At 60.7% G+C, this 26,295-nt stretch carries 28 protein-coding genes; 19 read left to right on the top strand and 9 right to left on the bottom strand.

Annotated features, from left to right (window positions below; genetic code table 11):
• The first annotated feature begins 2 nt into the window (after positions 1-2).
• On the top strand, positions 3-479 hold the full coding sequence (locus tag AC1DZ8_RS26740) for a molybdenum cofactor biosynthesis protein MoaE (RefSeq protein WP_477301841.1): 477 nt from the start codon (positions 3-5) through the stop codon (positions 477-479).
• Between the two features lie 86 nt (positions 480-565).
• The gene (locus AC1DZ8_RS26735) at positions 566-1,333 is read left to right on the top strand and encodes a YbaY family lipoprotein (RefSeq protein WP_477301839.1); all 768 of its coding nucleotides are present in this window, start codon (positions 566-568) and stop codon (positions 1,331-1,333) included.
• Positions 1,334-1,336: 3 nt separating this feature from the next.
• Here the strand turns inward: AC1DZ8_RS26735 and AC1DZ8_RS26730 are convergent, their stop codons facing one another.
• Positions 1,337-1,813, bottom strand: a complete 477-nt coding sequence (locus tag AC1DZ8_RS26730; protein WP_477301837.1) for a cupin domain-containing protein — start codon at positions 1,811-1,813, stop codon at positions 1,337-1,339.
• 63 nt (positions 1,814-1,876) lie between these two features.
• Between AC1DZ8_RS26730 and AC1DZ8_RS26725 the strand changes: the two genes are divergently transcribed.
• Positions 1,877-2,332: a MarR family winged helix-turn-helix transcriptional regulator gene (locus AC1DZ8_RS26725; RefSeq protein WP_477301835.1), complete on the top strand. Its 456-nt coding sequence runs from the start codon at positions 1,877-1,879 to the stop codon at positions 2,330-2,332.
• 86 nt (positions 2,333-2,418) lie between these two features.
• On the opposite strand, the gene ndk is transcribed toward AC1DZ8_RS26725, so the two are convergent.
• Positions 2,419-2,841 (bottom strand): nucleoside-diphosphate kinase, encoded by a 423-nt coding sequence (gene ndk, locus AC1DZ8_RS26720; protein ID WP_023701900.1) that lies wholly within the window; start codon positions 2,839-2,841, stop codon positions 2,419-2,421.
• A gap of 268 nt (positions 2,842-3,109) precedes the next feature.
• On the opposite strand from ndk, the gene AC1DZ8_RS26715 reads away from it, so the two are divergent.
• Positions 3,110-3,262: a hypothetical protein gene (locus AC1DZ8_RS26715; RefSeq protein ID WP_477301833.1), complete on the top strand. Its 153-nt coding sequence runs from the start codon at positions 3,110-3,112 to the stop codon at positions 3,260-3,262.
• A gap of 6 nt (positions 3,263-3,268) precedes the next feature.
• On the opposite strand, the gene bluB is transcribed toward AC1DZ8_RS26715, so the two are convergent.
• Together bluB and AC1DZ8_RS26705 are read right to left on the bottom strand one after the other, a co-directional pair.
• Positions 3,269-3,904 (bottom strand): 5,6-dimethylbenzimidazole synthase, encoded by a 636-nt coding sequence (gene bluB / locus AC1DZ8_RS26710; RefSeq protein ID WP_477301831.1) that lies wholly within the window; start codon positions 3,902-3,904, stop codon positions 3,269-3,271.
• Between the two features lie 90 nt (positions 3,905-3,994).
• On the bottom strand, positions 3,995-4,693 hold the full coding sequence (locus AC1DZ8_RS26705; RefSeq protein WP_477301829.1) for a glutathione S-transferase family protein: 699 nt from the start codon (positions 4,691-4,693) through the stop codon (positions 3,995-3,997).
• Positions 4,694-4,763: 70 nt separating this feature from the next.
• Between AC1DZ8_RS26705 and AC1DZ8_RS26700 the strand changes: the two genes are divergently transcribed.
• The 7 genes from AC1DZ8_RS26700 (at position 4,764) to AC1DZ8_RS26670 (ending at position 12,669) form a co-directional block, all read left to right on the top strand.
• Positions 4,764-5,276 (top strand): DinB family protein, encoded by a 513-nt coding sequence (locus AC1DZ8_RS26700; RefSeq protein ID WP_477301827.1) that lies wholly within the window; start codon positions 4,764-4,766, stop codon positions 5,274-5,276.
• A 502-nt stretch (positions 5,277-5,778) separates the two neighbouring features.
• Positions 5,779-6,423, top strand: a complete 645-nt coding sequence (locus AC1DZ8_RS26695; RefSeq protein WP_477301825.1) for a hypothetical protein — start codon at positions 5,779-5,781, stop codon at positions 6,421-6,423.
• A 276-nt stretch (positions 6,424-6,699) separates the two neighbouring features.
• Positions 6,700-7,485, top strand: a complete 786-nt coding sequence (locus AC1DZ8_RS26690; RefSeq protein WP_477301824.1) for a GGDEF domain-containing protein — start codon at positions 6,700-6,702, stop codon at positions 7,483-7,485.
• 420 nt (positions 7,486-7,905) lie between these two features.
• Entirely contained in the window at positions 7,906-9,045 is a 1,140-nt protein-coding gene (locus tag AC1DZ8_RS26685; protein ID WP_477301822.1) for a C-type lectin domain-containing protein, read from the top strand.
• A 659-nt stretch (positions 9,046-9,704) separates the two neighbouring features.
• Positions 9,705-10,796, top strand: coding sequence for an acyltransferase family protein (locus AC1DZ8_RS26680; RefSeq protein ID WP_477301821.1), 1,092 nt, complete (start codon positions 9,705-9,707; stop codon positions 10,794-10,796).
• Between the two features lie 78 nt (positions 10,797-10,874).
• Positions 10,875-11,618 carry a class I SAM-dependent methyltransferase gene (locus AC1DZ8_RS26675; protein ID WP_477301819.1) on the top strand — a complete coding sequence of 248 codons (744 nt, stop codon included), beginning with the start codon at positions 10,875-10,877 and terminating at the stop codon, positions 11,616-11,618.
• Positions 11,619-11,841: 223 nt separating this feature from the next.
• A complete protein-coding gene (locus AC1DZ8_RS26670) occupies positions 11,842-12,669 on the top strand; it encodes a sterol desaturase family protein (RefSeq protein WP_477301817.1) in 828 nt (275 codons plus the stop codon).
• A 33-nt stretch (positions 12,670-12,702) separates the two neighbouring features.
• Here AC1DZ8_RS26670 and AC1DZ8_RS26665 read toward each other — a convergent pair whose 3' ends face one another.
• Positions 12,703-13,005, bottom strand: coding sequence for a DUF982 domain-containing protein (locus AC1DZ8_RS26665; RefSeq protein WP_477301815.1), 303 nt, complete (start codon positions 13,003-13,005; stop codon positions 12,703-12,705).
• Positions 13,006-13,172: 167 nt separating this feature from the next.
• Complete coding sequence (locus AC1DZ8_RS26660) at positions 13,173-15,254, bottom strand: ATP-dependent helicase (protein ID WP_477301813.1); 2,082 nt, start codon at positions 15,252-15,254, stop codon at positions 13,173-13,175.
• A gap of 486 nt (positions 15,255-15,740) precedes the next feature.
• Here AC1DZ8_RS26660 and AC1DZ8_RS26655 point away from each other — a divergent pair, with 486 nt between their 5' ends.
• Positions 15,741-17,579 (top strand): BTAD domain-containing putative transcriptional regulator, encoded by a 1,839-nt coding sequence (locus AC1DZ8_RS26655; RefSeq protein ID WP_477301811.1) that lies wholly within the window; start codon positions 15,741-15,743, stop codon positions 17,577-17,579.
• 25 nt (positions 17,580-17,604) lie between these two features.
• Here AC1DZ8_RS26655 and AC1DZ8_RS26650 read toward each other — a convergent pair whose 3' ends face one another.
• The gene (locus tag AC1DZ8_RS26650; protein WP_477301809.1) at positions 17,605-17,766 is read right to left on the bottom strand and encodes a hypothetical protein; all 162 of its coding nucleotides are present in this window, start codon (positions 17,764-17,766) and stop codon (positions 17,605-17,607) included.
• A gap of 137 nt (positions 17,767-17,903) precedes the next feature.
• Between AC1DZ8_RS26650 and AC1DZ8_RS26645 the strand changes: the two genes are divergently transcribed.
• Positions 17,904-18,062: a hypothetical protein gene (locus AC1DZ8_RS26645; protein WP_477401873.1), complete on the top strand. Its 159-nt coding sequence runs from the start codon at positions 17,904-17,906 to the stop codon at positions 18,060-18,062.
• Between the two features lie 28 nt (positions 18,063-18,090).
• On the opposite strand, the gene AC1DZ8_RS26640 is transcribed toward AC1DZ8_RS26645, so the two are convergent.
• Positions 18,091-19,605, bottom strand: coding sequence for a cupin domain-containing protein (locus AC1DZ8_RS26640; RefSeq protein WP_477301807.1), 1,515 nt, complete (start codon positions 19,603-19,605; stop codon positions 18,091-18,093).
• Positions 19,606-19,986: 381 nt separating this feature from the next.
• Entirely contained in the window at positions 19,987-20,955 is a 969-nt protein-coding gene (locus tag AC1DZ8_RS26635; RefSeq protein WP_477301805.1) for a LysR substrate-binding domain-containing protein, read from the bottom strand.
• Between the two features lie 111 nt (positions 20,956-21,066).
• On the opposite strand from AC1DZ8_RS26635, the gene AC1DZ8_RS26630 reads away from it, so the two are divergent.
• The 6 genes from AC1DZ8_RS26630 to AC1DZ8_RS26605 all read left to right on the top strand — a co-directional run bounded on the left by AC1DZ8_RS26630 (position 21,067) and on the right by AC1DZ8_RS26605 (position 26,294).
• The gene (locus AC1DZ8_RS26630; protein WP_477301803.1) at positions 21,067-21,900 is read left to right on the top strand and encodes a hypothetical protein; all 834 of its coding nucleotides are present in this window, start codon (positions 21,067-21,069) and stop codon (positions 21,898-21,900) included.
• Positions 21,901-21,949: 49 nt separating this feature from the next.
• The gene (locus tag AC1DZ8_RS26625; RefSeq protein ID WP_477301978.1) at positions 21,950-22,873 is read left to right on the top strand and encodes a DMT family transporter; all 924 of its coding nucleotides are present in this window, start codon (positions 21,950-21,952) and stop codon (positions 22,871-22,873) included.
• A complete protein-coding gene (locus tag AC1DZ8_RS26620; protein WP_477301801.1) occupies positions 22,866-23,084 on the top strand; it encodes a hypothetical protein in 219 nt (72 codons plus the stop codon). The genes AC1DZ8_RS26625 and AC1DZ8_RS26620 overlap by 8 nt, the downstream gene beginning before the upstream one ends.
• 169 nt (positions 23,085-23,253) lie before the next feature.
• Complete coding sequence (locus tag AC1DZ8_RS26615) at positions 23,254-23,700, top strand: Ros/MucR family transcriptional regulator (RefSeq protein WP_477301799.1); 447 nt, start codon at positions 23,254-23,256, stop codon at positions 23,698-23,700.
• Positions 23,701-23,838: 138 nt separating this feature from the next.
• The gene (locus tag AC1DZ8_RS26610; RefSeq protein ID WP_477301797.1) at positions 23,839-25,716 is read left to right on the top strand and encodes an ABC-F family ATP-binding cassette domain-containing protein; all 1,878 of its coding nucleotides are present in this window, start codon (positions 23,839-23,841) and stop codon (positions 25,714-25,716) included.
• 281 nt (positions 25,717-25,997) lie between these two features.
• A complete protein-coding gene (locus tag AC1DZ8_RS26605; protein WP_477301795.1) occupies positions 25,998-26,294 on the top strand; it encodes a hypothetical protein in 297 nt (98 codons plus the stop codon).
• Position 26,295 lies beyond the last annotated feature (1 nt).

Below are 26,295 nucleotides of genomic sequence, written 5' to 3'. Positions count from 1 at the left end.
CCATGTCCGGCGCGCCGACGGTGCGCATCCAGCGCGAGGATTTCGACGTCGCCGCCGAGATCGCGAAACTGACCGAGGGTCGCGCGGACATCGGCGCCGTGGTGTCCTTCTCAGGACTTTGCCGCGACGAGCAGGGCCAGCTGTCGGCACTCGAGCTCGAACATTACCCTGGCATGGCCGAGGCCGAGATCGGCCGCATCGCCGCCGAAGCCACAGCACGCTGGCCGCTGCAAGGGCTGACCGTCATCCATCGCCACGGCAAGATCGCGCCCGGCGAAAACATCGTGCTGGTGGTGGCGGCCTCCGCGCACCGGCAGGCGGCGTTCGAAGCGGCAAATTTCCTGATGGATTTCCTGAAATCGCGCGCGCCGTTCTGGAAGAAGGAACACCGCGTGGACGGCACCGATGGCGGCTGGGTCGAGGCCAAGGACGCCGACGACCAGGCTGCGGCGCGCTGGACACAGTCGCCACCGGACTGATCCGCAGCCGGAATATTGCCATGCAGCCGCCTTCCATTGACCGCATTCCCTTGGCCAAATCGCATCTGGCAAAAGGGAGCAAGGGCATGCTGGACAGGATCGCTGAGTTCTTTGTCTTCGGTTTTGTGCCGCTGGTCATCGGCATGCTGGCCGTTCCCGAGCTTTCCGTCGCCGCCGAGAGAACGCTGAAGGGCGAGGTGATGTATCGCGAGCGCATCGCGTTGCCGCCCAACGCCGTGCTTTCGGTGCAGCTGGCCGATGTGTCGCTGGCCGATGCACCGGCCGCCATTGTCGGCGAGCGCAAGGTGGCGCCGGCCGGCCAGGTGCCGATCAAGTTCGAGATCGGCTTCGACCCAACGGTGATCCGGCCCAACATGACCTACGCGCTGCAGGCGCGCATCACCGCCGACGACAAGCTGCTGTTCATCACCGATACACGCTATCAGGTCGATCCGCTCAGCGACGCGCCGCAGACCATCGTGCTGAAAATGGTGGCGCCGAGCGACAAGCCGACCTCGGCCTCGCTGTTCGATCAGAGCTGGCTGGTCGAATATATCGACGGCATCGGCGTGATTGCGCAGCCGAAGGCGACGTTCAGGGTCAGCGAAGCCGGCAAGGCGGGGGGCAGCGGCCCCTGCAACACGTATTTTGCCACCGCCAAGGTCGAGGGGTCGACGATCGCGGTCAGCGACATCGGCTCGACCTACAAGGCCTGCGCGCCGGATGTGATGGCAGAGGAAAAGGCGCTGTTCGACGCGCTGGCCAAGGCGGCGTCCTACCATGTCGACGGCGGCAAACTGATCATCGCCGACAAGGACGGCCGCGACATTTTGCGATTCAACGCAGCGAGCTGAGGCTCACGCCTGCGGTGGCGGCGGCGCCGGTGTCAGGCCGAACCGGCGCATCAGGTCCATGAGCCTGGCGCGGTCGGGCGGGCCGCCGGCGCTGAAGATGGCGAAGGCCTCGCGAAAATAGTCCGGGCCGATCGCCGCCGGTGTCACCACGCACAGCACCTTGGCGGTCTCGGCGGTATTGTTGTCGAAGCGATGGACCGCGCCGCGCGGAATGCACAACGCCTGGCCAGGCCCGATATCGTGCCGGTGTCCGTCGACGGTCAGCGTCAGCACGCCTTCGATCCCGTACATCGTTTCCTCATAGTGGTCGTGGCTGTGTGCCGGGGCAGGCAGGCGCTGCGAGCCGGCGACCGTCAGTTCGAACGCGGCGATGCTGCCGTTCGATTGGTCGCCGGTAACCAGGAAGCGCACGGCAAGGCCGCCATGGCTGATTGTCTCCTCGGCGGGATTGACGCGAACCTCGTTGGCCTTGTCTAGCATTTCATCCTCCTATGTGGTAAATCGAATTTACCCAATGAGTAAACTCAATTTACCAAGGTGTCAATGCCGCCGTCCACCGAAGATCCACCAAAGAAGCCGCCGCTGATCGGCGCGCTGCTGCGTGTGCCGGCCATGGCCATTCACCGCAAGCTGATCCGGGATCTTAGGGCATCGGGTTTCGACGATCTCAGCCCGCCACACATGGCGGTGATCCAATATCCCGGCCCGGATGGCCTTCGGCCGAGCGCGCTTGCCGAGCGCGCGGCGATGAGCAAGCAGGCGATGAATCAACTGCTGAAGACACTGGAAGCGACGGGTTACATCACCCGCTCGGCGGCACCCGACGAGAGCGGCGGCACCATCGTGCACTTCACCGACCGCGGGCGCGCCGCCTACCAGAAAATGGCCGACATCCTGCTCGACGTCGAACGGGAATGGGCCGAGGAACTTGGCGAGAAGCGTTTCACGGAGCTGAAAACGCTGCTCGGCGACCTCTGGGACACGCCGCTCATTCGCTGAGAGCGGCATGAGGCCGAAGCCGGGACTGGACCAAAGAAAAAGGCCGGCGAAACGCCGGCCTTTTGCATGCATTCCGTTCGGTCGACTCAGCCGACGATCTCGGTGTCGGAGAACCAGTACTTGATCTCCTGCGCGGCGGTTTCCGGAGCGTCGGAGCCGTGCACCGAATTCTCGCCGATCGACAGCGCGTGCACCTTGCGGATGGTGCCTTCGGCGGCGTTGGCCGGATTGGTGGCGCCCATCACTTCGCGGTTCCTGGCAATGGCGTTTTCGCCTTCCAGAACCTGCACGATGGTCGGCGCCGACGACATGAATTCCACCAGTTCGCCGAAGAACGGACGATCCTTGTGGACGGCGTAGAAGCCTTCAGCCTCACGGCGGCTCATCCACACACGGCGCGAAGCAATGACGCGCAGGCCAGCCTCTTCCAGCATCCTGGTGATGGCGCCGGTGAGGTTACGCCGCGTCGCGTCCGGCTTGATCATGGAAAAGGTGCGTTCGAGCGCCATGGGGTCGTCCTTGTCTTGAGATTGGAATGTGGAGTGGCGGGCTCTATACAAGCCGCCCGGCCCATTGCCAAGGGGAGGCGCTCCATGTCCTGGAACGGTGCCGCCATCGTAGGGGCGACAGATCGTCCGGGGCGAAGATGGACGGTTCGCAGGGGCGGGACTATAATCTCCAGGGAAATCAGTTGGACGGAAAGCCGGACACCGGAGGACCTTCTACGAGATGAACCGGCCCTATTTAAGACCCGGGGATATCAAGGGGATCCTGCTGATGGTTGCCCTCTTCGGCGGCCTGGTCGTTGCCATGCTGCTCGGGCTTACGAAGAACACGAATTTCGGCTTCGGCCCGGAATGGCAATGTACGCCGATGCCGAAGGGCGACCCGATCTGCGTCAGGCTCATCGCCAAGGATGAGGCGAAGTGACCGGAACTACCGCCTGATCACCACCGGCGGCCGCCGCTGCTCCCAGCCTTCGCGTTCCAGCGTCGGCACATCATGCTCCTCGCTGGCATAGCCGAGGCAGAAATAGCCGATCAGTGTCCATTCGGGCGGTGTATCGAGAATCTTGGCCATCTCGGCCGCATCGAGGATCGACACCCAGCCCATGCCGATCCCTTCCGCCCGCGCCGCCAGCCACAGCGTGTGCACCGCCATGACGGCCGAATAGTCGATGGTCGCCGGCATGGTCATGCGGCCGAGCCCGTGGCCCTGTTCCGTTGAGCGGTCGGCGAAAACCGCGAACTGGCAGGGTGCTTCATTGAGGCCGGCAAGCTTCAGCCTGGCATAGAGCGCCGCGCGCTCGCCCGAAAAGCATGCCAGCGCCTCGGCGTTGCAGCGCTCGAAAGAGTTTCTCACGGCGGCGCGCCGTTCGGCACTCTCGACCACCACGAAACGCCAGGGCTGGCTGAGCCCGACGGACGGCGCGATGCTGGCAAGCTCCAGCAGCCGTTCCAACGTCCCCTCGGGCAGAGCCGTCGGCTCGAAGCGCCGCACATCCCTGCGCCAGCGCAGCAGCGTGACGAGCCCGGCGCGAAAATCGTCGGCAAAATCGGGGGGTGGTGGCATGGCGATCGGGAGGCTTTTGTTGGGAATAGGCAGTAGGCAGTAGGGAATACAGCGCGGAGACCCTATTGCCTACTGCCTATTCCCTAATTCCTAGGCGGCTGCAGCCGCCTCCACCGTGTGGCCGAGGCCGCCATGGAGGTCGAGGCAGCGTCCGAACCATTGCGCAACGATATCGCTGTCGTCGACCAAGCGGTAGGGCGAGGTGATGCGTGCCCATTGCAGCGCGCCAAAGACGATGTAATCGGCATAGAGCGGCGAGGCGCCACCGATGAACGGCTGATAGCCGAGCATCGAGCGCAGCGGCTCCAGCGCGGCATGGAAACCTGCGAGCCCGGCATCGCGGCCGGCCGTCACCGCTTCCAGCGGCTTGCCGAAGCGCTGCTCGCGGCTGGCGCGGAAATAGGCGGCGTGCTCGTCGTCCTGCATGGCGTGGATGTCGAGCAATGCTGCCGTGGTGACATAGGGATGGATGGTGAGCTGTGACCAGCGCTCGATGAAACGCGCCATCGCCTTGCCGCCGTCGCCGGCAAAAAGCGTCGGCCGCTCGGGATAGGTCTCGTCCAGATAAAGCGCGATGGCGAAGGAATCGGCCATCACGCGATCGCCGTCGCGGATCACCGGCACGGTCTTCGAGACGCCGCCCTCGACCCTGGGCACGTCGAGCAAGCGTGTCGGCAGGCTGGATTTGTCCAGCCCTTTATGGGCAAGCGCCATGGAAATCTTCCAGCAATGCGGGCTGAACGGACGGGTCGTGTCGCGTCCGACGAGTTCATAGAACAGAATGGTCATTGGCGGCTGCGTCCTCGCGGTCTAATTAGGCGCCTGCGGCTGAAGCGGAACTGGTCGGCGGGAAGAAAAGATGAAACAGCATTTCATGATGTTTGCGGCCTACAATCAATGGGCCAATGGCCGCATCTACGATGCCGTCGCCGCGCTGGACGAAGAAGAGTTCAACCGCGATGTCGGGGCGTTTTTCGGCTCGATGATGGGCACCCTCAACCATCTGCTTGCCACCGACCGCATCTGGATGAAACGCTTCACCGGTGAGGGCGATGCACCGGCGAAGCTCGATGCCATCCTGCACCGTGCCTTGCCTGGCTTGAAGCTGGCGCGCGAGGCCGAGGACAGGCGGATCGTGGACTGGGTCGGGACCTTGAGCGAAAAGGCCTTGTCCGGCCGCTTCTCCTACATGACCGTTTCCGACATGCGCACCGTCTCGCAGCGGTTGGCGCCGGCCCTGGGCCACGTCTTCAACCACCAGACCCATCACCGCGGTCAGGCGCACACCATCCTGACCATTCTCGGGCGGCCTTCGGTATCGCTTGATCTGGCATTTTTCCAGCGCACTGACGAAGGGCGCGCCTACGCCTGATCTCCTGACCGCGCTTCCCGTTTGGGCGTCCCGTTTCACGGAAACGCCGAACCGTGCCGCTCATCGGTAGGCTGAAAAGCGTTCACATCTTCGTGGATTCGCGCCTGGGGGCACTCCCCTGCGGTCGATGCATTTGCGCCGACCGTCGACGCCCCGGCGACGAACAACGTCAAGCTCTGTACCCCCAGCCGGGCTTTGAAGATCCTGTCGGCACTGCCGATTTGTGGCCCTTCGGCGCTCGGAAGGGCACAGATACAACCTGCTCCAACTTACAGTAGAGGTTTTGTTGATGAAATTCGACAAAGTTTAAATATTGAAGCAAAAACCTATTTTTTTTTAGAAAATCAATACATTGATTGAGAACTACAATCTTGATCGTCAGAAAAAATAAAGAAACTCTAAGGAAGAGCCATGCGTAGCTCTACGTGCATAAGCATATGTCGTCTTAGGTGTTCTGACATGTTGCAGTGCACAAAGTAGAAGGGCAACAAAGGAGAGTGTCATGGCTAATATCACTCAGAAAATCGCTAGAACAATAGCGACGAGTGCAATTATCGTTATTTTTGCCGCTCCCGCGAATGCAGGTGGCGGAATTGGCGTCGGTGTTGGCGCATCTGTTGGCGGTGCTGGCGGTGTCAATGCCGGTGTTGGCGCCTCGATCGGCGGCAGCGGCGGTATCAATGCCGGTGCTGGGGCCACGGTCGGCGGCAGCGGCGGTGTCAAGGCCGGTGCCGGCGCCCAGGTTGGCGGCAGCAGCGGCGTTACTGCGGGCCTCGGCGCCTCAGTCGGCGGCAGCAGCGGCATCAACGCTGGTGCTGGCGCCAAGATTGGTGACGGCATCAAGGCTGGTGTTGGCGCCACGGTCGGCGGCAGCGGGGGTATCAATGCCGGTGTTGGCGTCAACGTCGGCAACGGCATCAACGTCGGTGTCGGCGTCGGCATTGGCGGAACGCCCGGCACGCCCGGTACCCCCGGCACTCCAGGAACTCCTGGAACACCAGGCACCCCTGGGGTGCCCGGTGTCGTTTCCAGCATGTCGAGCAGCCAGCTGACGCGCATGAAGAAGCGCTGCATCGATGTGCTCAGCAGCGAGGGCACCTACGACAGCGATCTGCGGCAGCTCTGCCTGATGATCTCCCGTCGCTGAGACGGGTTTCGCCGGGAGTGTCGAAACCAGCCGTGAGGCTTTACGACACTCTCCTACCGCATGCCCCGGACTTCCCGAGGGACATGCGCTGACGAGAAGCCTCCGGTCAGTCGGAAAGCCCGCCACGCAAGTGGCGGGCTTTTTGTGATCTCCGGCACCTTCACGGCGATCGGCCGTGCTTTCGATGGATTGTTAACCACATTACAATTGAAGGCAAGGTTTTAGGGTTTCGTTTGTGTTCCCACTGCAAAATGGCGAACACGGTGGGAGAATGGAATGCGGATCGATCTGTCGCCCACGAGTTGGGGCAGGGTCATAGCGGTCACAGTTGCCGGCACAGCGATCTGTATCGCGGCCGCCTTCTTCGTCGATTCCTACAATTTTCCGTCGCTGTCGCCCGAAGCGCTGCGCTGGGCGCAGCTCACCGACCTGCTGCTGCCGCTTGTGCTGGGTGGATCGTTCTTCTCTTTCCTGATGTACAAGATGCGCCAGCTGGCAATTGCCCAGAAGAACTTGAGCATCGTCGCGGCGACCGACAGCCTGACGGCGGTGTTCAACCGCGGCGCGTTTTCGATGCTGGTCGAAGCCTATCTCGAACAGGCGCGCCGCCAGACCGTCGTCAATGCTGGCGCCTTGCTGATCGTCGACGCCGATCATTTCAAGACCATCAACGATCGACTGGGCCATGATTGCGGCGATCAGGCGCTCAAGCTGATTGCGCAGACGATCAAGGCCCAGCTGCGCGGCGCCGACATTGTGGGGCGTATCGGCGGCGAGGAGTTCGCCATCTTCCTGCCTGGCGTCGACCCGTCGCAGTCGTGGCTGGTCGCCGAGGGGATCCGGCGGCGCATCCGCGAGGTCGAGTTTGCTCCGGGTGGACGACCTTGCCCGCTCTCGGTGAGCATCGGCGGCGTCGCCTTCAGCGGACCGACCACCTATGCCGACATGTTCCTGACGGCCGACCGGCACCTCTACAAGGCCAAGTCGAACGGCCGCGACCAGGTCAGTTTCGAGACAACCGGGCCGCGCGGCCTGCTGTCCGGGGATACGACGTTTCACTGAGGCGCCTGCGTCTACCTGGCGGCGAATGATGACCGGCCTGGTCAGGCTGATCATCTGGAGCTGTCCATCCACATACCGTCTGACAAACCTGAATGCGGTGTGCAACCCCTCGCCCGCCGAGTGCGATGTTGCGCTTCGGGTGCGCCGCATGAGGACGCGGCGGTTCCCTCAGCTGACTGCAGGCGACCGAGGTTCTTATCTTGGCCGAAACAGGCTGCTACCCGGTGCATCTCGCCTCTCACATCGTTCCGTTCCGATGGCCTTCCGTTCGATTCACCGCAGCATCGAGGAGATGGACTTGCCGAAGAGCTTGAAAGTGCCGCAAAGCCGATCGCGTAGATGCCACGGCCGGATCTGCAGATCGTCCTAGAACAGATTGGAATTGCCGCGTTTCTGAATGACCGTTAGCTTCCTCGAATCATGACCGATGTTTTCCAACACACCCTTGTCCATCCTATTGTGAGCGAGGCTCGCTATCTGCCGTTCGGTAAGAAGGACGCGAGGTGGAGTCCGGAAATGGTGGCGACCTCTCGCCGTTTGATCGCCGCCTACAAGGCGACAATGTTGCAAGAGAGCCCACTTAAACAGATCACGGACGATGACCTTTGGTCCGCGTTGATGCGCGACAATTTTGGTCAAATGCTGAGCTTCATAGACGCAGATGACGCAGAACAACTGTCGCGCTATCTGGTTGATTTCGGAAAAGAATACACTTGGTTTGGTGGGATTACCACTGGGATTGATGGTTATACATATTGGGACCAAAGCGAGAGTTTTGTTGCATACAGCTACTTTGACAAGTTGATCTGCCTAGGTGAGGCTCTCGGAGTTCTATCTGCGGAAACCCCCGAACAGGGGATCAGCGGGAAATGGGGCAAAAACATTCTCTTGGATCCAAACGATGTCGTGGACGCGATAGAGGCACGACTCGGCATACACATCGTTCCGCCGGAAGGCCCGGTTCACGTCGCCGGTCTGAGCGTTCGAGGTGGCCTACTCCACTATCGCCATATCAACGCCCTCTATCTGGCAACCCGCCTTCGGGATATTGCCGCACCCGAAGACCGGATTTGCGAATTTGGAGGGGGGCTCGGACTTGCTGCATTCTACCTTCGCCGGATGGGCCGCAAGGATATTACAATTTTCGATCTCCCTATTGTGAACATCCTGTCGGGCCACTTCTTGATTGGAACGCTAGGCCAGGAAGCCGTTTGCCTTGAAGGCGAGGACCCGCGCAAGGATGCAATCAAACTAAGAGCGAACTGGAATTGCGCTCGTGAGACAGACGGGACGTTTCGGGTCGCCGCCAATCAGGATTCTTTTCCGGAAATCAATCGCCGCATCTTTGATGAGTATGTGCGGCAGATTAAGCGTATCACGTCGGATTGCCTTCTCAGCATCAATCACGAAGGCGAACAATTCATCACCGAGAGCGCACGGCACCTTCATGTTTCAAGGCTGTTGGATGCTGACCGGAGTTTTCATCGCGTCTACAGGAGTCCCTACTGGCTCCGCAGAGGTTATGTGGAAGAGCTATACAGGATTGAGCGCGACACGTAGGCGGTTGCGACGAGTACCGGTCGAGACGGCTGATATGATCTCTGGCTACTGAATTTGGCTGTGCGCAAGGCCTCACGGCACTCGACGAATAGAGCAACCGCCATCTGACTATTATCAGAGCCGGCGCGCGTTTCAGTTGGTCGCAGTCCTAACAGCGGAAAGCCAGTGCCGTGTGCTCTACGCGATCCTCAATGGTGCCATGCCGTCCTTGCCCCAATCGTCGCGGTGCTCCCATTACCGCTGATGAGCTACCATCGAACGGCACAGCACGCCTTCGCGCATCGCTTCAGCGGCGTTCGACCAGCGCACGCCACCGTCTATCTCCCTGTGGTGGGTAGAAGCGCCGGCTCTGTCATTGCCTAGCCATCACAACCTTCAGTCCCAGCGACCAACCTCCGGCCTTTATGATCCGGCCGTCATGCGGCTGCGCGCATATTCAGCAGGCTTTTCGACCGGCTGCTGTCCTACGGTGCGACAGCGCATCTCTCTATCTTGGAGGGGTCCTGTGCAAGATACTCGCAAAAGTTGTCTTGCATTGTAAGATTGAAGATTTTCGTGGAAAGATTAAGAAGATCGAAGCGGATCCGATTGCTGCAATCACTAAATGGTGCGAAAATAGAAACTGATTAGCTGAGAGATGCTCAGCTTTCGGGGAATCTATGCCTAAAGTATTCTTTTCAATTCAGGGTCTACGTGGAGTCGCCGCGCTATTTGTCGTTTTTCATCATTACAATGGGACGTATATCGAGATTAATAGACTTACTGGCAGTGATACCCCGTGGCTCCTGTCATACGGCCATTTGTCGATTTTTGGCGCAGTGGGTGTTCCTATCTTCTTCGTGATCTCGGGCTTCGTTATCGGTATGCAGCGCTTTGAAACCGGCGCAGCCGGCGTCTATGACTTCATGGCAAAGCGGGTTGCTCGCATCGTCCCCTTGTATTGGTCAGCGACGTTGATTTTCGCCTGCTTTGTTGAGTGGACGCCAAATCGGCTGGTTCGATCCCTGCTGATGGTGGAGGGGTCGACAAGCGGTGACTTCCCTGTGTTAGGCCCGGGCTGGTCGCTGGAATACGAGATGTTTTTCTACATCTGCTTCGCCGTATTCGTAATCTCCGGCATAGCGGGGTCCAAGCGCGCGGGAATTACGATTTTGATCGCGCTCTTCGCACTCTTGATTCTGGCGAAAATGTTGACCGGTGCGCCGGTGCTTCGTTTTTTCGACCCCGTAATTCTGGAGTTCTGCGGCGGCGTGGTCGTCGCATCCACGATTCAGAACCGGAACGTGACCAGACCGTGGCCGCTCTATCTGGCCATTGGGACAGTGGTGCTGTTCATCTCGACGACACCGCTGGTCACGCAGTTTCCAAGCATCCGAACCATGTGGAGCGTTGGTGCTTTCTTTCTCGTCCTGGGGTTTGTTTCGGGTGAAGTGCGGGGTTGGGTCTTTATGCGGAGCCTGCCGTTTCAGAAACTCGGTTCTGCCAGCTACGCGATCTATCTCGTCCACACCATTCTGGCTTTCAGTCTGTTCAGATGGCCCATCTGGTATTGGCGCTGGTACGCGATAGTCGAGCCTCATCTCGGACTGATGCTCATGGTCGTCTGCGCCGCTGCTTGCGGACTGATCGTTCATTTCTGCTACGAGAAGCCGGTTAGTGCACTGCTGAAGCGATGGCTGCTGCGCCGCTCGTTTCTTATTGAGCGGCATCCGCTTCAGGCAGCGGTGCCTTCATCAACTGCTCATAGATAGGTCGAACCAATGACAACTCTAGAAGTCGCTCCCAAGTTTCTAGAAGTCGCCCCCAAATTGCCGGACGGGAGGCTATCAATGAGAGAAGCAATAATCCGGAGCGTGGCGTCGGATTTTTCGGTTGTTTCATCCGTCCATCAGGATGATCACATATTCAACTTCCTGATCAACCACGCTGGATTTCCATCTGATGAATCCAGGATCAGCTACTACTTCAGAGACGGGCAAACGTCCGCAATGAAGGTCAAGGGAATTTTGACGCGGCATCTTGGCCGCGGCCCCTTTTCGCTCTTTGAGTTTGCGTCCGGATATGGATGCGTGACGAGGCACCTTATAAAGGACAAAGACATCGACCTGGTCAGTTGCGATATTCATCCTCAAGCAATTTCTTTCCTGACGAACGAATTCAAGGCTAAGGCTGTTCAGTCGCGATCGATACCGGAAGAAGTGAATCCTGGCCGGCTTTATGATGCAGTCTTTGCGCTTTCGTTCTTTTCCCACATGCCTATAACAACCTGGTCGCGATGGCTGGTTCGTCTATTCAGCTTTGTGCGACCTGGGGGCATTTTGATTTTCACAACTCACGGTCCGCGATCGCTGCCTTTTCTTGGCATGGAGACACCTCCGTGTGAATTTGGCTTTCGGTTCGCATTGAACAGCGAACAGGCCGACATCCCACTTGAGGAATACGGCATGATGGCCATGGATCCCGGGTTTGTCGTCAAACATCTCAAGACGCTTGCCAATGCCGAGTTGCTCGACGATGAAGTGGACTCCTGGTGGGACCATCAAGACGTCTTTGTCGTCAGGAAACTCAGCTAAGTGCTTATGCGCGCAAAGGAGCGGATCGTAATAGCGAGGGCACGGGAATGGATTCAAATATCGCCGGATTTTATGCGAAGTGAGAGTGTAGCTATTACGACGCTTGCTTCAACGGCGAGCCAAAATTGACTCTGAAACTGACCTGATCTAGCCGTCAACAATCCGTTCATCCCTTGGCCGTTAATCTCCGGCGAGCCGATCTCCGGCTACAACGAGGGTAGGGGTGTCCGATCTCATAGACCTCAAGGCGGTGCTCATCATCGCGCTTATCTTCATTCCGCTGGAGCGGCTGTTGCCGCTGCATGCGGAGCAATCGCCAGCGCGCCGGCATTGGCTGAACGACGTCGTCTACCTTTTGTTCAACGGCATTGTCATCAAGATCGGCCTGCTCATCGTCATCGGCACAGCCATGCTGGTGCTCCACCGGTTTGTTCCGGCCGGACTTGCGCAGGCGGTGCAGTCGCAACCGGTCTGGCTGCAGGCGGTGGAGGTTCTGGTGCTGGCCGATGCCGGCTTCTACCTGGCGCATCGCGCCTTTCACGCCGTCCCGTTCCTGTGGCGCTTCCATTCGATCCACCACAGCATCGAGGAGATGGATTGGCTTGCCGCGCACCGCGTCCATCCTGTCGACCAGATCCTGACCAAATCGGCCTCGTTTCTGCCGGTCTTCGCGCTCGATTTTTCCAGCACCGCCATACTGATCTTCACACTGGTCTATCAGTGGCAGTCGCTGTTCATTCACTCGAACACGCGCATCAAGGTCGGACCGTTGAAATGGCTGCTGGCGTCACCGCAGTTTCATCACTGGCATCATGCCAATGAGCGTGAAGCCTGGGACAAGAATTTCGCCGGGCAGCTGCCTTTGCTCGACATGCTGGGCGGCACCTTGTTCATGCCAGACAGGATGCCGCAGAAATACGGCACCGATGACCCGGTCCCGCCGCTCTATCATCAGCAGCTTGCCTACCCGTTTGTCGGCAGCACCGAACGGCTCGCGCAGCCGGCGAGGCTGGCCGAAGCGTCACCGACGCCGGCCGGCAAGTCCGAGTGATCTTTTCTCCGGCTGGTCTGGTCCAGCCACGTCTCAGGCGGCGTAGCCGCCATAGCCACGCGCGACCGGCTTGACCGAGATGATTGGCTGGACAGGTGGCCACAGGATGCCCGCCGTCGCCGCAAAGGTGATCAGCGCATCGCGCGCGGCCTCGGTCGAGATTTCGCCGGCACGTGCCGCCTCGCACGCCTTTACCGCGGCGCCATAGCTCAGGCGCCGGCGCGACGGCGGAAATTCGGTCAGGAAATCATGCATTTCGAACAGCGAAGCGAGCATGCGTTTGTGGCCGGCGCCAACGCTAACGGCAACCGGGGTGAAGAACATCGCGTCGTGCATTCTGGCCTCTCTGGATGGGCGGAAGGGCGACGGCCGCCGCTCTCCGATCGCGGGTTGGACGCCAAAAAACGCGGCTGGCCGCCCGAGGTTCCCTAAGAGATGCCACGACAGAGAAATTTGCTTTTTGCGGCCGCTCCCCGTCTAGCATGTGCGGTTGCGGCCGGCGGCTATTTCCACATCCCGCGCATACGGGCGCCGAGGTCGACCCGCACATCAGGTCTGTGGCGCGGATCGTCCTTTGCGTGGACGCTCGCCCACGAGGTCTGCTCGAAGGCGCCGAGGATCGAGGCCGGGATGAAGCGGCTGCGTGAGGCGTAGACGTTGCGGTCGCCGCGCGCCGGCTGGTTGTGCGGATAAAAGCGCTGCGGTGTCACCAGGTGCAGGCCGTCCTTTGCCCGCGTCATCGCGACGTAAAGCAGCCGGCGCTCCTCCTCGATGTCTTCCTTGGTGCCGACGCCGAGATCGGCCGGGATGCAGCCATCGACGGTGTTGAGCACGAAGACGTTCTTCCACTCCTGGCCCTTGGCCGAATGGATGGTCGACAGGATCAGGTAGTCCTCGTCGCGATGCGGTGGCCCGGCCTGGTCGCTGGTTGCATCCGGCGGATCGAGCGTCAGCTCGGTCAGGAAGCGCTCGCGCGAGGCATAGCCGGAGGCGATTTGCTCGAGCTGCATGAGGTCGGCTCGCCGCGTCGTGGCGTCCTCATGCATGCGTTCCAGATGCGGCTCGTACCAGAGCCTGACCTGTTCGAGATCTGCCGGCCATTTGCCTGACCTGGCGCGCAAGCCGGAAAACAGGGAAACGAATGCCGGCCAGTCCTCCGCCGCGCGCTGCGGCGGCCGGTAGCGGGCCAGCCCCATCGCTTCGTCGAGCGATGTCGCCATGGCCTCGACGACGGCGCTGGCTGCCGAAGGGCCGATGCCGGGCAGGAGCTGCAGCACGCGAAAGCCGGCGACGCGGTCGCGCGGGTTCTCGGCAAAGCGCAGCACCGCCAGCACGTCCTTGACATGGGCGGCGTCGAGGAATTTCAGCCCGCCGAACTTGACGAACGGGATGTTGCGGCGCGTCAGCTCGATCTCCAGCGGCCCGCTGTGATGCGAGGCGCGAAACAGCACCGCTTGCGATTTCAGCACCGTGCCGGCCTCGCGCTCGGCAAGGATCGCCTGGCAGACGTAATTCGCCTGTTCGGCCTCGTCGCGCACGCTGACCAGTTTCGGCTTTTGCGAGGATTTGCGCTCCGACCACAGATTCTTGGTGAAGCGCTCCGACGCCTCGGAAATCACCGCATTGGCCGCAGCCAAAATGGTCTCGGTCGAGCGGTAGTTGCGCTCCAGCATGATGACGTCTGCGGCTCGCGCGAATTGCTGGGGGAAATCGAGGATGTTGCGCACTTCGGCGGCGCGAAATGAATAGATCGACTGCGCATCGTCGCCGACCACCGTCAGCCCGGCGCCGTCCGGCTTCAGCGCGATCAGGATCGAGGCCTGCAGCCTGTTGGTGTCCTGGTATTCGTCGACCAGCACGTGATCGAAACGGGAGGAGAGATGCGCGGCGATTTCAGGCTCGGCGGCCATCTGCGCCCAGTAGAGCAGGAGGTCGTCGTAATCGAGCACGTTCTGCGCCTGCTTGGCCTCGACATATCGGGCGAACAGCTCTTTCAGCTGTTCTGCCCACCCCGAGCACCAGGGAAACGCCGAACCGAGCACTTCGCCGAGCGGCGCTTGCGCGTTGACGGCGCGCGAATAGATCGCCAGGCAGGTCCCCTTGGTCGGAAAACGGCTTTCAGTCTTCGAAAAGCCGAGCTCATGGCGGGCAAGATTCATCAGGTCGGCGGAATCCTCGCGGTCGTGAATGGTAAAGGCGGGGTCGAGGCCGATCGTCAGCGCATAGTCGCGCAAGAGCCTCGCGCCGATGCCGTGAAACGTGCCCGCCCAAGCGAGCGCGTCGGCGATAACGGACGCGTCGCGGCCGAGCACGTCGCCGGCAATGCGTTCGACCCGTCTGGCCATTTCGCTGGCAGCGCGGCGCGAAAATGTCATCAGCAGGATGCGTCTCGGATCGGCGCCCTTGACGATCAGATGCGCAACCCGGTGGGCCAGCGTGTTGGTCTTGCCGGAGCCGGCGCCCGCGATCACCAGCAACGGCCCGGCGATCTGGCCGTCACCATGCTCGACCGCCAGCCGCTGCTCGGCGTTGAGCTTTGCGAGATAGGCGGGCTGCAGGGTCGAATCATTGATGGCGATAGTCATCGCCCATCAAGCATCGTTTCTGCTTTGTTCGCAACGGGATTGAGCAGCGTTGCGATGGAGCAGCAACGATCCAAGATCGTTGGAGGGAGGGATCTCATCTACGGTCGTCCTCGTCGGAGCGGCGGGTGGGCGCCTCTATGCGGAAACCGATTGCTGCCCTGTAAGCCACCCAAATGGCAGACGTGTATGTTTCTACTACGCCGCACAAAAATCGACCCAGGCCAAGCTTCGGCCTCGGCGACAGGTCGTTGGCGAAGACTTCGCTTGCCTTTCCCAAATCCTCTTTGACAGTGGACATTGGAGTTTCCCCTTGGATGTTGTTTAGTCGAGGGAGGCAACATCGAATTCGGGGCGTGAGCCGGCTGTGAAAAGTCTCGTGAAGATTGTGAAAAAAGCAGAAATTCAGAGTAAATCGCTATGAGCTTGGCGCGGCTCGACCTTCTGGGTGGGTTTCGTGTGACATCCCCGGAGGGGGAAATCGTAGGGGTGCCTGCCAAGAAGAACAGGGCACTTCTCGGCATCCTCGCGGTAGCGCCCAAGCAGGAGGTGACGCGTCACAAGCTGGCTGCTTTGCTATGGGGTGACCGAGGTGAGGAGCAGGCAAGGAACAGCCTGCGGCAGGCCCTGACGGCTATCCGCAAGGATTTTGCCGCACTCGAAACTGACGCCTTGGCACTCATAGGAGACCGTGTCGCGCTCAATCCGAAACTCGTCACGATCGACGTAGCGGAATTCATCGCAGCATCCGCGAGCAACGATGTGGCCGAGCTTCGGCAGGCAGCCGTCCTCTATGCCGGACCTTTTCTTGACGGTCTCAGCACAGCCGATAACGCTTTCGAGGACTGGCTGCGCGAAGCCCGTTCCGACCTGTCCATCCGCGCAACCAAGGTCTTCCAGTCACTGGCAGCCTCGATGACCGGTGCTGAGCGCGTCGCCATTGCCGAACGGCTGGTAGCTCTCGATCCACTGCGGGAAGCATCACATGTTGCGCTGATGCAGGCGCATATTGCCCTGAACCAGACAGCTCTGGCTATCAGGCAGTACGAGGTGTGCAAGATGCTGGTGAAGCGTGAGTTGGGAGCGGAGCCGGGTGATGAACTTCAGCAATTGCGCCGGACCATCGACGAGATATCGGCCAGAACGACACCAAATGCTCCCCCGGCCCGCAAGCCGGTCATCGCGGTTCTTCCATTCGAGAATATGAGCGGCGATCCCAGCCAGGAGTACTTCAGTGACGGGATCACGGAAGACATCATCACCGAACTCGGCCGCTTTGGCGAACTTCATGTCATAGCCCGCAATTCATCCTTTACGTTCAAGGGACGGACCATCGATGCCCCAACCATCGCCAGGCAACTGTCCGCCGACTACCTGCTTGACGGGAGCATCCGCCATGCAGGCAACAGGGTCCGGATCTCGGCGCGCTTCATTGAGGCCAGGTCCGGCAATCAAATATGGGCCGATCGATTTGATCGGGAACTGACGGCTATCTTTGAACTCCAGGATGAGATCGCGAGGAGCGTGGCCATCACCGTCGCCGGCACGATCCGGACGTCGGGCGTGGAGAAATCACGGCGCCTTCTGATCACCCAGCTTGATGCCTATCACCTGTATCTCCAGGCGCGCGTTCGCATGGCCCGCTACGACACTGTTCAGGAAGCCGTGCCCTTTCTGGTCAGGGCGATCGAGCTCGATCCCAATGTCGCCATGACTCACGCAATGATGGCGATCGTCCTGATAAACACTTGGTTGCTTGAGGGGGGTGAGGACACGCTCAACACTGCTCTAGCCCACGGTCGCCGAGCGCTTATGCTTGGGCCGCATGAGGCATGGAGCCATGTGGCGCTGGGTCATGCGCTGATGTTCAAGGGGCAACTGGATGAGGCGCTGGCCCATCTGGAACAGGGCGTGAGCCTCAATCCGAACGAGACCCGGTCGAAGGCGATACGGGGTTTGTGCCTCAGCTATCTCGGCAGGAATGAGGAAGCTCTGTCCGATCTGGACGACTGCATCGCCCGTGATCCCCTGACGTACGATTGGTTCTGGGATCTGCGCGGGCAGGTTCTTATGGTTCTCGGGCGCTATCCCGAGGCGATAACGTCCTATCGCAACCTCAATTCATATGCATTTTGGGCATATGGGTTTGTAGCGATCTGCCATTGGAGGATGGGCGACACGCTGCTCGCCGCCGACGCTGCCAGACAGTGCCTGGCGGCAAGGCCCGATGCGACCGTCAGCGCTATCCTGGTCGATCCGTATCGTGACCCAAAAGTCCTCGAGGACCTTCGCAGAGATCTTCTGGCGGTCGGCATACCCGACGGATGAACTCCGAAATCTGTGTGTGGGCGTATTATTTGGCTTGCACGCCCATCGCCGCCGGCTGGCGTAGCAAGGCGCGTTCGTCGCCGGGCATCGGTAGCGGATCGAAATCGTCGGGCACGGCGTCGATCGCCTCCTTGGCGACGCGATAGGTAGCATAGGCGACAAGGCCGGCAATGAGCAGACGGATCATGGTGCGATCTCCTTTGCTCAACCAACCGCAGAGGCGGCGTTTTGTTCCAGCCGGTGACGCGGCCCGATGCGGCGTGCAACCAAACCCGAACCACCTCGTTGCCTTTACGAAGGAGAGGGCAAGCCCAGGAGGTTGCCATGAAGAGGCTTCTGATTCTGTTTGCCGCCGGCTTGACACTCGCGGCCTGCGACAGCGACATCCAGCCAACCAAAGCCCCTGTGCTCGATCAAACCCCGCAGACGGATTCGGCGCCAAAGCCGGCAACTGGTGGCGAACAACCACCACCGGCGCAATAGATCGGGTCATCGCGGCCAGGATGAATCTTTACCGGCCCAGCAGATTTCGGGCGGCATGGAGCAGGGTGGACCAGCGCGATACGGCCTTGTCCAGTTCAAAGACGAGATAGCGCGCGGGTTCGGCGCCCACGGACTTCAGACCGTGCATTGCACCGGCAGGATGATAAAGCAGCGCCGGCGCCGAAACCACCTTGCCCAGCGTCTCAATCGCACCGGAAAACAGGACAATTGCCACGTCATAACGGTCGGCGTGGGGCGCGTAGCCGACGCCAGGCATTGCGATAGAGACATGACAGTGCAATCGATCGAGCCATCTGGTCCTTGCGTTGAGGACGGCTCCCCGGTTGCGCTTGCCGAGATCCGCAGCAGCAAACAGCATGTCTGAGCTCCGCACGAAGGCCAGCTTCGACGCTTCGCCGGGCGCATGGCCTCGCTCATTGCACCATTTGAGCATCGTGTAGAGCACTGGTTTGTCGCTGGCATTGACAAGCGTGTGCAGCTGGAAGGCGGGGTAATAGGCGAAATCGCCTGCGTTCATCGTCTCGCGTCGAACGCTCTCAGACCCGACATCGTCGGCAGTAATCAAGGCTGCTTGCCCCGAAACGACGACGAGGATTTCTTCTTCCACATGGGCGTGCAGTGAATGCGGCGTGGCGCCGGGCGCCAGTACCGATGAGTGCGCGTCCATGAATTCGATCTTGGCCGTGCGGCCGCGAAAGTGTGGCATCGAGGCGAAATGTGCCACCGGCTTGGCCGGCAGTTCGGGCAGGTCGAACACGGCATTCGGTATTGCGGCAAGCCTGCGCTTGCCGGGCGGTCTGGCGATCTGGTTGACACCGATCGGCGAGCGGCCGGAAACGACCAGTACCGGCGGTCTTGGCTCCGTCTTGAAATGAAACGGCCAGTCGAAGGTCTCGGGAATGAAAACCGGGCGGTCGGCGCGGGCATATTGCAGCAGCAAGGCGACGCGTGTGGTCGTCGACGGATTTTGCGAGCCATGCCAGACTCTGCCGTCAAAAACCAGCGCGGCACCATCGCCAACGTCGGGCTGAACGATTGTTGCGTCTTGAGCAAAACTCCGCGCTGCATCCAACACAGCCGCATCGGAATTTTCCGCCGGGTTCATTCCAAGCCTGGCTTTGATCTCCTGAATCGTGGCGCCATAGCGGTGCGAACCCCTGACGAATTTGAGGCCCGACGCTGAATTTGTGTTCTCCAGCCCGAGCCACACAGTCAGGAAGCCGCCATCGGCCGATGACGATTCAACATCGCAGTGGAACGGATGCTCTGTGTCGGGACGCCTGATGACGACATGCGCGGCCCACAGAATGATGTCTTCGCCGAGGACCGGACGTACCAGCTCAAGGATGCGCGGGTCGCTGGCGATCTTGTAGTAGTGACGATTGGCGACAGCGGACGCCTTGCTCCATACCTTCTTCTTCTGGCGTTCCTTGATCAGCCTGGGCAGAAGGCGGCCACGTTCCTTTCGGCTTAGAACCGGAAACGGGCCAGCGAAACCGTCGCGCTCGATGTCGTCGATCATCAATCAGCTCGCTTCAGGTGAACCCAATCGGAACCGATTGCCTGAGCCGAGAGTACGACAGGCGCGCATCGCAAAACAAGAGCGGGGAAGAAGGCCGGCGCCGCTTGGGAGGAAGCTGAAAGCGCCGGCCAAGCGGGAAAACAGGCCCGCCGCGCGATGGAAGATAGCTGAGTCTTTCCTCTGCGTCATGAGGTGAGCGCACAAGTCTCCTGGGCGGCCCGGACCAACTGCAAAAACCAACAGTAGAACCTGAAATTTTTTGCCGGAAATCATCGATCCGGTCGGACAGCTTTGCGAAAATACCCGAAGCCGTTGATAGGAAGCTATGGTGAAGTGCGAGAATAGTAGTGCGCTGGGCAATAACTCTCAGTAGAAGCGACCTCAGGCCATCGCCTGCCGCAGCACCGGGCCGCTGGCGATCTCGGCGTCCAGCTGACACTGCGTCAGCGCCGCCTCGGCCATGATCCACTGCTTGAACAATTCCACCTTGCGCGCATAAGGCGCGGTGACCGGGCTGACGAAATACCAGCCGGCGGTGTTGGGGTGATGCACGGCAAACGGCGCCACCAGCCGCTCGGCCCGGATGTCGCTCGCCATATAGGCGCGGTTGGCGACTGCAAAGCCCATGCCGGCATTGGCCGCCTCATAGGACATCATGCAGGAATCGAAATAGATGCTCTTGGCCTCGCCGAGCACGGAGCTCGCACCGGCAAAACCCAGCCACGACTGCCAGTTCTGCGTGCAGGTGTCGGAATGCAGCAGGGTGAAATACCTGAGGTCGTCCGGCGTCACCTTTGACAGCGGCCTGTCGCCGAGAATCTCGTGGAACAGCTTCCTGCTGCATACCGGCGTCAAATCCTCCTTGAACAGGAGGTCCGCCGTCAGGTCGGGAAAGCTGCCGTCTCCATAGCGGATCTCCAAGTCGAACTCGGAGGTGGCGAACTCATTCGTCGCATAGGAGGTCGAGACCCGCATCTCGATTTCGGGATATTGCTGCTGGAACAGCGGCAGGCGCGGAAACAGCCAGCGCGCGGCGAACGTCGGCAGCACCGAAATCTTGAGCACATGCGCCTGCGACTGTCCGGTCGCTTCCATGCTGGCCGCCACGATCCGCTCCAGCGCCTCGCGAACGCGCGACACATAGGTCTCGCCCTCGGGCGTCAGCGAAACCGCATTGCCGCCACGCTGGAAGATCTTGAAGCGCAGCTGGTCCTCGAGGCTTTTGACGCGCTGGCTGACCGCGGAAGCAGTAATGAACTGCTCTTCGCCGGCGCGCGTAAAGTTACGGTGCCGGGCGGCACTTTCGACAATCTTCAGCGAATTGAGGTTGACCTGACTGAGCAGACGCACGGGCTTCGACCTTAAGCTGGGCTTACACTAGCACCAGCATTCCTAATTTTACAGGGGTGGGGAAATTAATTGACAGTTTACCAAGTGATGCCCCCACCCTGGAGAAGTAGAATGAACGCCCATACCATTCCCGATTTGCGCTATGCGATGAGCCGTGAAGCCATTATCGGTCACGAAACAGCCTGGAAAGTGTCGAGTTTCGGCGTTGCGCAGTATCTGCACGGCTACGACCCGGCGTTGCTGGCGGCGATCGAGGAGGCGGCGTTGAAGCTCAAGTCCAGCCACGCCGTGCACAAGCATCTCGATCTGACCTTCATCACCGGCGCCGATCGCTTCATTCCGGAGATCAAGGAACTGCTGCATGACAAGCTGCGCCTGGAACGTCTGTCCGACATGATGGGCACCAAGCTCGAGCCTTACCCGCTGTCGATCGTTGGCTCAACGGTCACCTTCATGAATCCCAAGGACGGCGCGGTCGACTGGCATTGCGACGGTGTTCCGGTCACCGAACTCATTCCGTTGTCGATCAGCAGTCCGCTGGTTGGCGGCCATCTCGAAATCTACTGCGACGATTCCGAGACCGGCCGCGCCGTCCTCGAATCCGGCCGCGAGATCCCGCGCAACCGCATCATGCGCATCGACCACAAGATGAACTACGCGACGCTCGGGCAGTTTCTTGGCGTTCTGCACCGGACGGCGCCGATCCAGTTCGGTGAGCGCGTCACGCTGGTGCTCAACCAGCGCTCGGTGGCCAAGCCCTATGTCGATGACAACCGCATGTTTTATCTCGCGGCCGACAATGACCATGATCGCGAATGGGTCAACGAGCTGGCCGAAGACGTCTGGACAAACCAGCTGCCGGCCTATCGCCGCTTCGAGGAAGAACGTCCGGTTGCGGCGGCGACCGATGCGCCGTTCCCGGGCGGCTCAAGGGAATCATGGTAGCCTGAGCATAGAAGTGGACACCGGTTTGACCGTCGGTTCGGAAGAAGTCATGGTCGGCAATGGGGGCAGGGCGCCGTCCCGCCCTTCCCGGGATGGGTCGGGCTCGCCATCGGCGCTGGTTTTCGCCGTTGGCGCTGTCGCACTGTGGTCGACAAACGCACTGGTCGGCAAATCCCTGCTGGCCAGCCACCCGGTGTCTCTGGTGCAGTTGCTGCAGTTTTGCGGAGCGGCACTGGTGTTCGCCGTCATCCATTTGGCGAGCCGCAAGGAGGCAGTGCCGGAAAACGCAGCCACGGGTGTGCGGGCGGTCGCGGTCGGCATCATCGGCCTAGTCGGTACCATGGTGCTGCAATACATCGCCTTTGCCTCCATGCCGGTGATCGAGGCCAATCTCGTCGCCTACACCTGGCCGCTGATGGTTGCGGCGGCGGTCATAGTGCTGGGCAAGCCGCAGCGCCCGGTGCTTCTTGGCTTGACTGCCGTGCTCGGCTTTATCGGCGTGGCGCTGGTGATCTCGGGTGGCCGCGGCCAGCCATTTCTCCAGGGCAGCATCGTCGGCTATCTCGCCGCCTTCGGCTCGGCACTGTGCATGGCGTTCTATTCGATCGCGGTCGCGCGCCTGGCCACACCGTCGGAGCGTTTGCTCTTGCCTTCGGCACTGGTCGGCGTCGGCCTGACCTTGCTGTGGTGTGTTCACGACGGCGCGGCTTGGCCAACTGGAGCTGACCTCCTGCTTGGCCTCTATCTCGGCGCCGGCCCGATGGGGCTGGGCTATTATTTCTGGTCGCGCGCCTTGAAGCTCGAAGGCGGCGGCAAGGTTGCTGTCGTCGCCTATCTGACGCCGATTGCCTCGACGCTGCTGCTGACGCTATCCGGTGAGAGCCTGACGCTGACCGCGATTGCCGGTGCGGTCCTCGTCATCGGCAGTTGCATTGCGGTGGGCATAGAACGCTCGGAGGCTGAACATGCTTGACGACGATGAACGCCTTGCCAGACAGGAAGCATTCTGGCTGATCAAGGAGTTCGGCGCCGAGGCGCCGCTCTATGCCGCGATGAAAGCCGAAAAGGCGATTGAGCAAAAAGACTTCGGACGGTGCGCCCGCTGGAAACGTATTCTAGAGATATTGGCCGACTCCAGACCCGTCAGCACCGCAACGGCGAAATCGGCGGCTTCGAAGTATTAGATTTTCTAATTTGCAACGTTGCAACCGGATGTGGAAACATCCTCCGGCACCGATTCTCGATGATTTACTGACGCTTAACGACCCGTTGGGGGGTGCTGTTAAGTGGATACATCGAGAACACTCTTCAAAAAAAAGCCGGCAACTGCATCACCGGCGGGAGAAAAACAAATTGCACACTCTCGACAACAAGACTGCTATTGAACTGACCGCCGACATTGTATCGGCCTATGTCGGCAACAATCCACTGCCAGCTGCTAGTCTACCGGATTTGATCGCAAGCGTTAGCGCATCGGTCCGCAAGTTGGGCAATGCGGTTGCCGTGGAGAGCCCTGCGCTCAACCCGGCCGTCAATCCGAAGCGTTCGGTGTTTCCTGACCACATCGTCTGCCTTGAGGATGGCAAGAAATTCAAGTCGCTGAAGCGCCACTTGATGACCGATCATGGCCTCAGCCCGGACGAGTATCGCACCAAATGGAGCCTGCCGTCGGACTATCCGATGGTGGCGCCGAACTACTCCGCGACCCGTTCGGCATTGGCCAAATCCTCGGGCCTTGGTCGCAAGCCAGCCGTTCCGGCCGCCGCGGCCAAGGTGACGAAGCGCAAGCCAAAGGCCTGAACTAGGCGGTCTCTGAAAGTTAGTCTGCTGTTTGCAGTCATGGACGGCGCGCTTCAGGCGCGCCGTTTTCATGCCTTGTGCTACCAGTCACGCCCCAAGCCCTTGCGAAGCGCCGCCCTCCCGTGCAAAAGCCCCGGCATGCTTATCATCAACGACCTATCGCTCCGCATGGCCGGACGCTTGCTTCTCGACCATGCGTCGCTGACCTTGCCGGCCGGCACCAAGGCCGGCCTCGTCGGCCGCAACGGCACCGGCAAGACGACCTTGTTCAAGGCGATCACCGGCGATTTCCCCTCCGAGACCGGCTCGATCAGCCTGCCCAAGAACACCCGCATCGGCCAGGTGGCGCAGGAAGCGCCGGGCACCGAGGAGCCGCTGATCGAGATCGTGCTCAAGGCCGACCTCGAGCGCTCAGCACTGCTTGAGGAGGAAAAGACCGCCACCGATGCGCATCGCATCGCCGACATCCATATGCGGCTGGCCGACATCGACGCGCACTCGGCCGAGTCGCGCGCGGCCACCATCCTTGCCGGCCTCGGCTTCGATGATGCCGCGCAGCGGCGCCCGGCCTCGTCCTTCTCCGGCGGATGGCGCATGCGCGTGGCGCTCGCCGCGGTGCTGTTTGCCGAGCCCGACCTTCTGCTGCTCGACGAGCCGACCAACTATCTCGATCTCGAAGGCACGTTGTGGCTGGAGAACTATGTGTCGAAGTATCCGCACACGGTGCTTCTGATCTCGCACGACCGCGACCTGCTCAACCGCGCCGTCAACTCCATCGTCCATCTCGACCAGAAGAAGCTGACCTTCTGGCGCGGCGGCTACGACCAGTTCGAGCGCCAGTATACCGAGCAAAAGGAGTTGCAGGAGAAGGGCCGCGTCAAGCAGGAAGCCGCCCGCAAGCATATGGAGTCCTTCGTCGAGCGCTTCCGCGCCAAGGCTTCCAAGGCCAGGCAGGCGCAGTCGCGCATCAAGGCGCTGGAGAAGATGAAGCCGATCGCCGCGATCGTGAACGATACGGTGCGGCCGTTCTCCTTCCCTGAGCCGGTGAAGACGGTGGCTTCGCCGATCGTTGCGCTCAACAACGTCAATGTCGGCTACACCGAAGGCCAGCCGATCCTGAAGAAGATGACGCTGCGCATCGACGCCGACGACCGCATCGCGCTGCTCGGCGCCAACGGCAACGGCAAGTCGACCTTCGCCAAGCTTTTGTCGGGCCGGCTGAAGCAGGAGAGCGGCACCATGACGGTGGCGCCGGGCCTGAAAGTGGCGATCTTCGCCCAGCATCAGCTCGACGATCTCAGGCCGGACGAAAACGCCTACGAGCATGTCCGTCGGCTGATGCCGGAGGCGCCGGAATCCAAGGTGCGCGGCCGCGTCGCCCAGTTCGGCCTGACCACCGAAAAGATGAACACCGCCGCCAAGGACCTGTCCGGTGGCGAGAAGGCGCGGCTGCTGATGGGCCTGTCGGCCTTCGAAGGTCCGAACCTGTTCATCCTCGATGAGCCAACCAACCATCTCGACATCGACAGCCGCGAATCCTTGATCCACGCGCTGAATGAATTCCCCGGCGCCGTCATCCTGATCTCGCACGACCGCCACTTGCTGGAGGCGACGGCCGACCGGCTGTGGCTGGTCAAGGATGGCGCGGTCAACCCGTATGATGGCGACCTCGAAGACTACAAGACGCTGGTCACCGGCGTGTCCGGCGACCGTCGCGGCAAGCGCGAGGCCGAGAAGGCATCAAAGGCCGATCGCCGCCGCGATGCGGCCGCGCGCCGCGCCGCCTTCGAGCCGCTGGCCAAGGAAATCCGCGCCACCGAGGCGCTGATGGACCGCATTCGCAAGCGCATCGACCTGATCGAGGACGAACTCGCCAATCCGGCCGTCTATGAGAAGGATCCGTCGACGGCGACGAGGCTGGCGAAGGAGCGTTCGCAGCTGGCGCAGCAGCTTGCCGGCCACGAGGAGAAGTGGCTGACCATGTCGGCCGAGTATGAGGAAGGCACGGCGGAGTGAGCGCGTAATCTCCCACCTTGTGGGGGAGATGCCCGGCAGGGCAGAGGGGGGCGCTGTCCCGCCGTCCTGTCAGCCTTTTCTCAACCACCCGCTGCCGGCTTCGGTGACAAATGGATGGGGCTCAATAGGTCTCGATCCTTCGCGCCCCCCTCTGTCCTGCCGGACATCTCCCCCACGAGGGGGGAGATTGGCTAATCATTGGCCCTACACGCCGTCTCGACATCCCGCTAATCTCACGTCCGGATAAGCTGGGAGCGCCTATGTCAGTCTTTGATGACTTGATGAACGAATTTGCACCCGAGGACGGCTTCTTCCTCGGCATTCACCGACGCCAGTTCGATCCTGTCGCGGCTGAGCGCGCACTGCAGATTTTGCGGCGAGTTGAATTCGGGACCGATCACGGCGCGAATTACCAACTCATCAGCATCCTATACGAAGCCGGCGTGCAGCTCGAGATCTACGCGCATCACAATCGTGACGATCAAGAGTTCAACAAATACTACAGCCTGCTCTTCTCCGAGATTGCCGACTTGTTCAATGCAGTCGGCGAGTTAGGCGAGGCCATGCGCGGGAACTAGC

The organism is Mesorhizobium sp. P2_F7 (assembly GCF_056403695.1).
This window is presented reverse-complemented; position numbering and strand designations above follow the sequence as displayed.

Excerpts from the sequence above, each read along its gene's own strand:
- AC1DZ8_RS26660 (WP_477301813.1), bottom strand. The coding sequence starts at position 15,254 with ATGACTATCGCCATCAATGATTCGACCCTGCAGCCCGCCTATCTCGCA.
- AC1DZ8_RS26650 (WP_477301809.1), bottom strand. The coding sequence starts at position 17,766 with ATGATCCGTCTGCTCATTGCCGGCCTTGTCGCCTATGCTACCTATCGC.
- AC1DZ8_RS26645 (WP_477401873.1), top strand. The coding sequence starts at position 17,904 with ATGAAGAGGCTTCTGATTCTGTTTGCCGCCGGCTTGACACTCGCGGCC.
- AC1DZ8_RS26740 (WP_477301841.1), top strand. The coding sequence starts at position 3 with ATGTCCGGCGCGCCGACGGTGCGCATCCAGCGCGAGGATTTCGACGTC.
- AC1DZ8_RS26735 (WP_477301839.1), top strand. The coding sequence starts at position 566 with ATGCTGGACAGGATCGCTGAGTTCTTTGTCTTCGGTTTTGTGCCGCTG.
- AC1DZ8_RS26730 (WP_477301837.1), bottom strand. The coding sequence starts at position 1,813 with ATGCTAGACAAGGCCAACGAGGTTCGCGTCAATCCCGCCGAGGAGACA.
- AC1DZ8_RS26680 (WP_477301821.1), top strand. The coding sequence starts at position 9,705 with ATGCCTAAAGTATTCTTTTCAATTCAGGGTCTACGTGGAGTCGCCGCG.
- AC1DZ8_RS26685 (WP_477301822.1), top strand. The coding sequence starts at position 7,906 with ATGACCGATGTTTTCCAACACACCCTTGTCCATCCTATTGTGAGCGAG.
- AC1DZ8_RS26625 (WP_477301978.1), top strand. The coding sequence starts at position 21,950 with ATGGTCGGCAATGGGGGCAGGGCGCCGTCCCGCCCTTCCCGGGATGGG.
- AC1DZ8_RS26675 (WP_477301819.1), top strand. The coding sequence starts at position 10,875 with ATGAGAGAAGCAATAATCCGGAGCGTGGCGTCGGATTTTTCGGTTGTT.
- bluB (WP_477301831.1), bottom strand. The coding sequence starts at position 3,904 with ATGCCACCACCCCCCGATTTTGCCGACGATTTTCGCGCCGGGCTCGTC.
- AC1DZ8_RS26695 (WP_477301825.1), top strand. The coding sequence starts at position 5,779 with ATGGCTAATATCACTCAGAAAATCGCTAGAACAATAGCGACGAGTGCA.
- ndk (WP_023701900.1), bottom strand. The coding sequence starts at position 2,841 with ATGGCGCTCGAACGCACCTTTTCCATGATCAAGCCGGACGCGACGCGG.
- AC1DZ8_RS26620 (WP_477301801.1), top strand. The coding sequence starts at position 22,866 with ATGCTTGACGACGATGAACGCCTTGCCAGACAGGAAGCATTCTGGCTG.
- AC1DZ8_RS26725 (WP_477301835.1), top strand. The coding sequence starts at position 1,877 with ATGCCGCCGTCCACCGAAGATCCACCAAAGAAGCCGCCGCTGATCGGC.
- AC1DZ8_RS26715 (WP_477301833.1), top strand. The coding sequence starts at position 3,110 with ATGGTTGCCCTCTTCGGCGGCCTGGTCGTTGCCATGCTGCTCGGGCTT.
- AC1DZ8_RS26690 (WP_477301824.1), top strand. The coding sequence starts at position 6,700 with ATGCGGATCGATCTGTCGCCCACGAGTTGGGGCAGGGTCATAGCGGTC.
- AC1DZ8_RS26605 (WP_477301795.1), top strand. The coding sequence starts at position 25,998 with ATGAACGAATTTGCACCCGAGGACGGCTTCTTCCTCGGCATTCACCGA.
- AC1DZ8_RS26700 (WP_477301827.1), top strand. The coding sequence starts at position 4,764 with ATGAAACAGCATTTCATGATGTTTGCGGCCTACAATCAATGGGCCAAT.
- AC1DZ8_RS26630 (WP_477301803.1), top strand. The coding sequence starts at position 21,067 with ATGAACGCCCATACCATTCCCGATTTGCGCTATGCGATGAGCCGTGAA.
- AC1DZ8_RS26640 (WP_477301807.1), bottom strand. The coding sequence starts at position 19,605 with ATGATCGACGACATCGAGCGCGACGGTTTCGCTGGCCCGTTTCCGGTT.
- AC1DZ8_RS26610 (WP_477301797.1), top strand. The coding sequence starts at position 23,839 with ATGCTTATCATCAACGACCTATCGCTCCGCATGGCCGGACGCTTGCTT.
- AC1DZ8_RS26665 (WP_477301815.1), bottom strand. The coding sequence starts at position 13,005 with ATGCACGACGCGATGTTCTTCACCCCGGTTGCCGTTAGCGTTGGCGCC.
- AC1DZ8_RS26705 (WP_477301829.1), bottom strand. The coding sequence starts at position 4,693 with ATGACCATTCTGTTCTATGAACTCGTCGGACGCGACACGACCCGTCCG.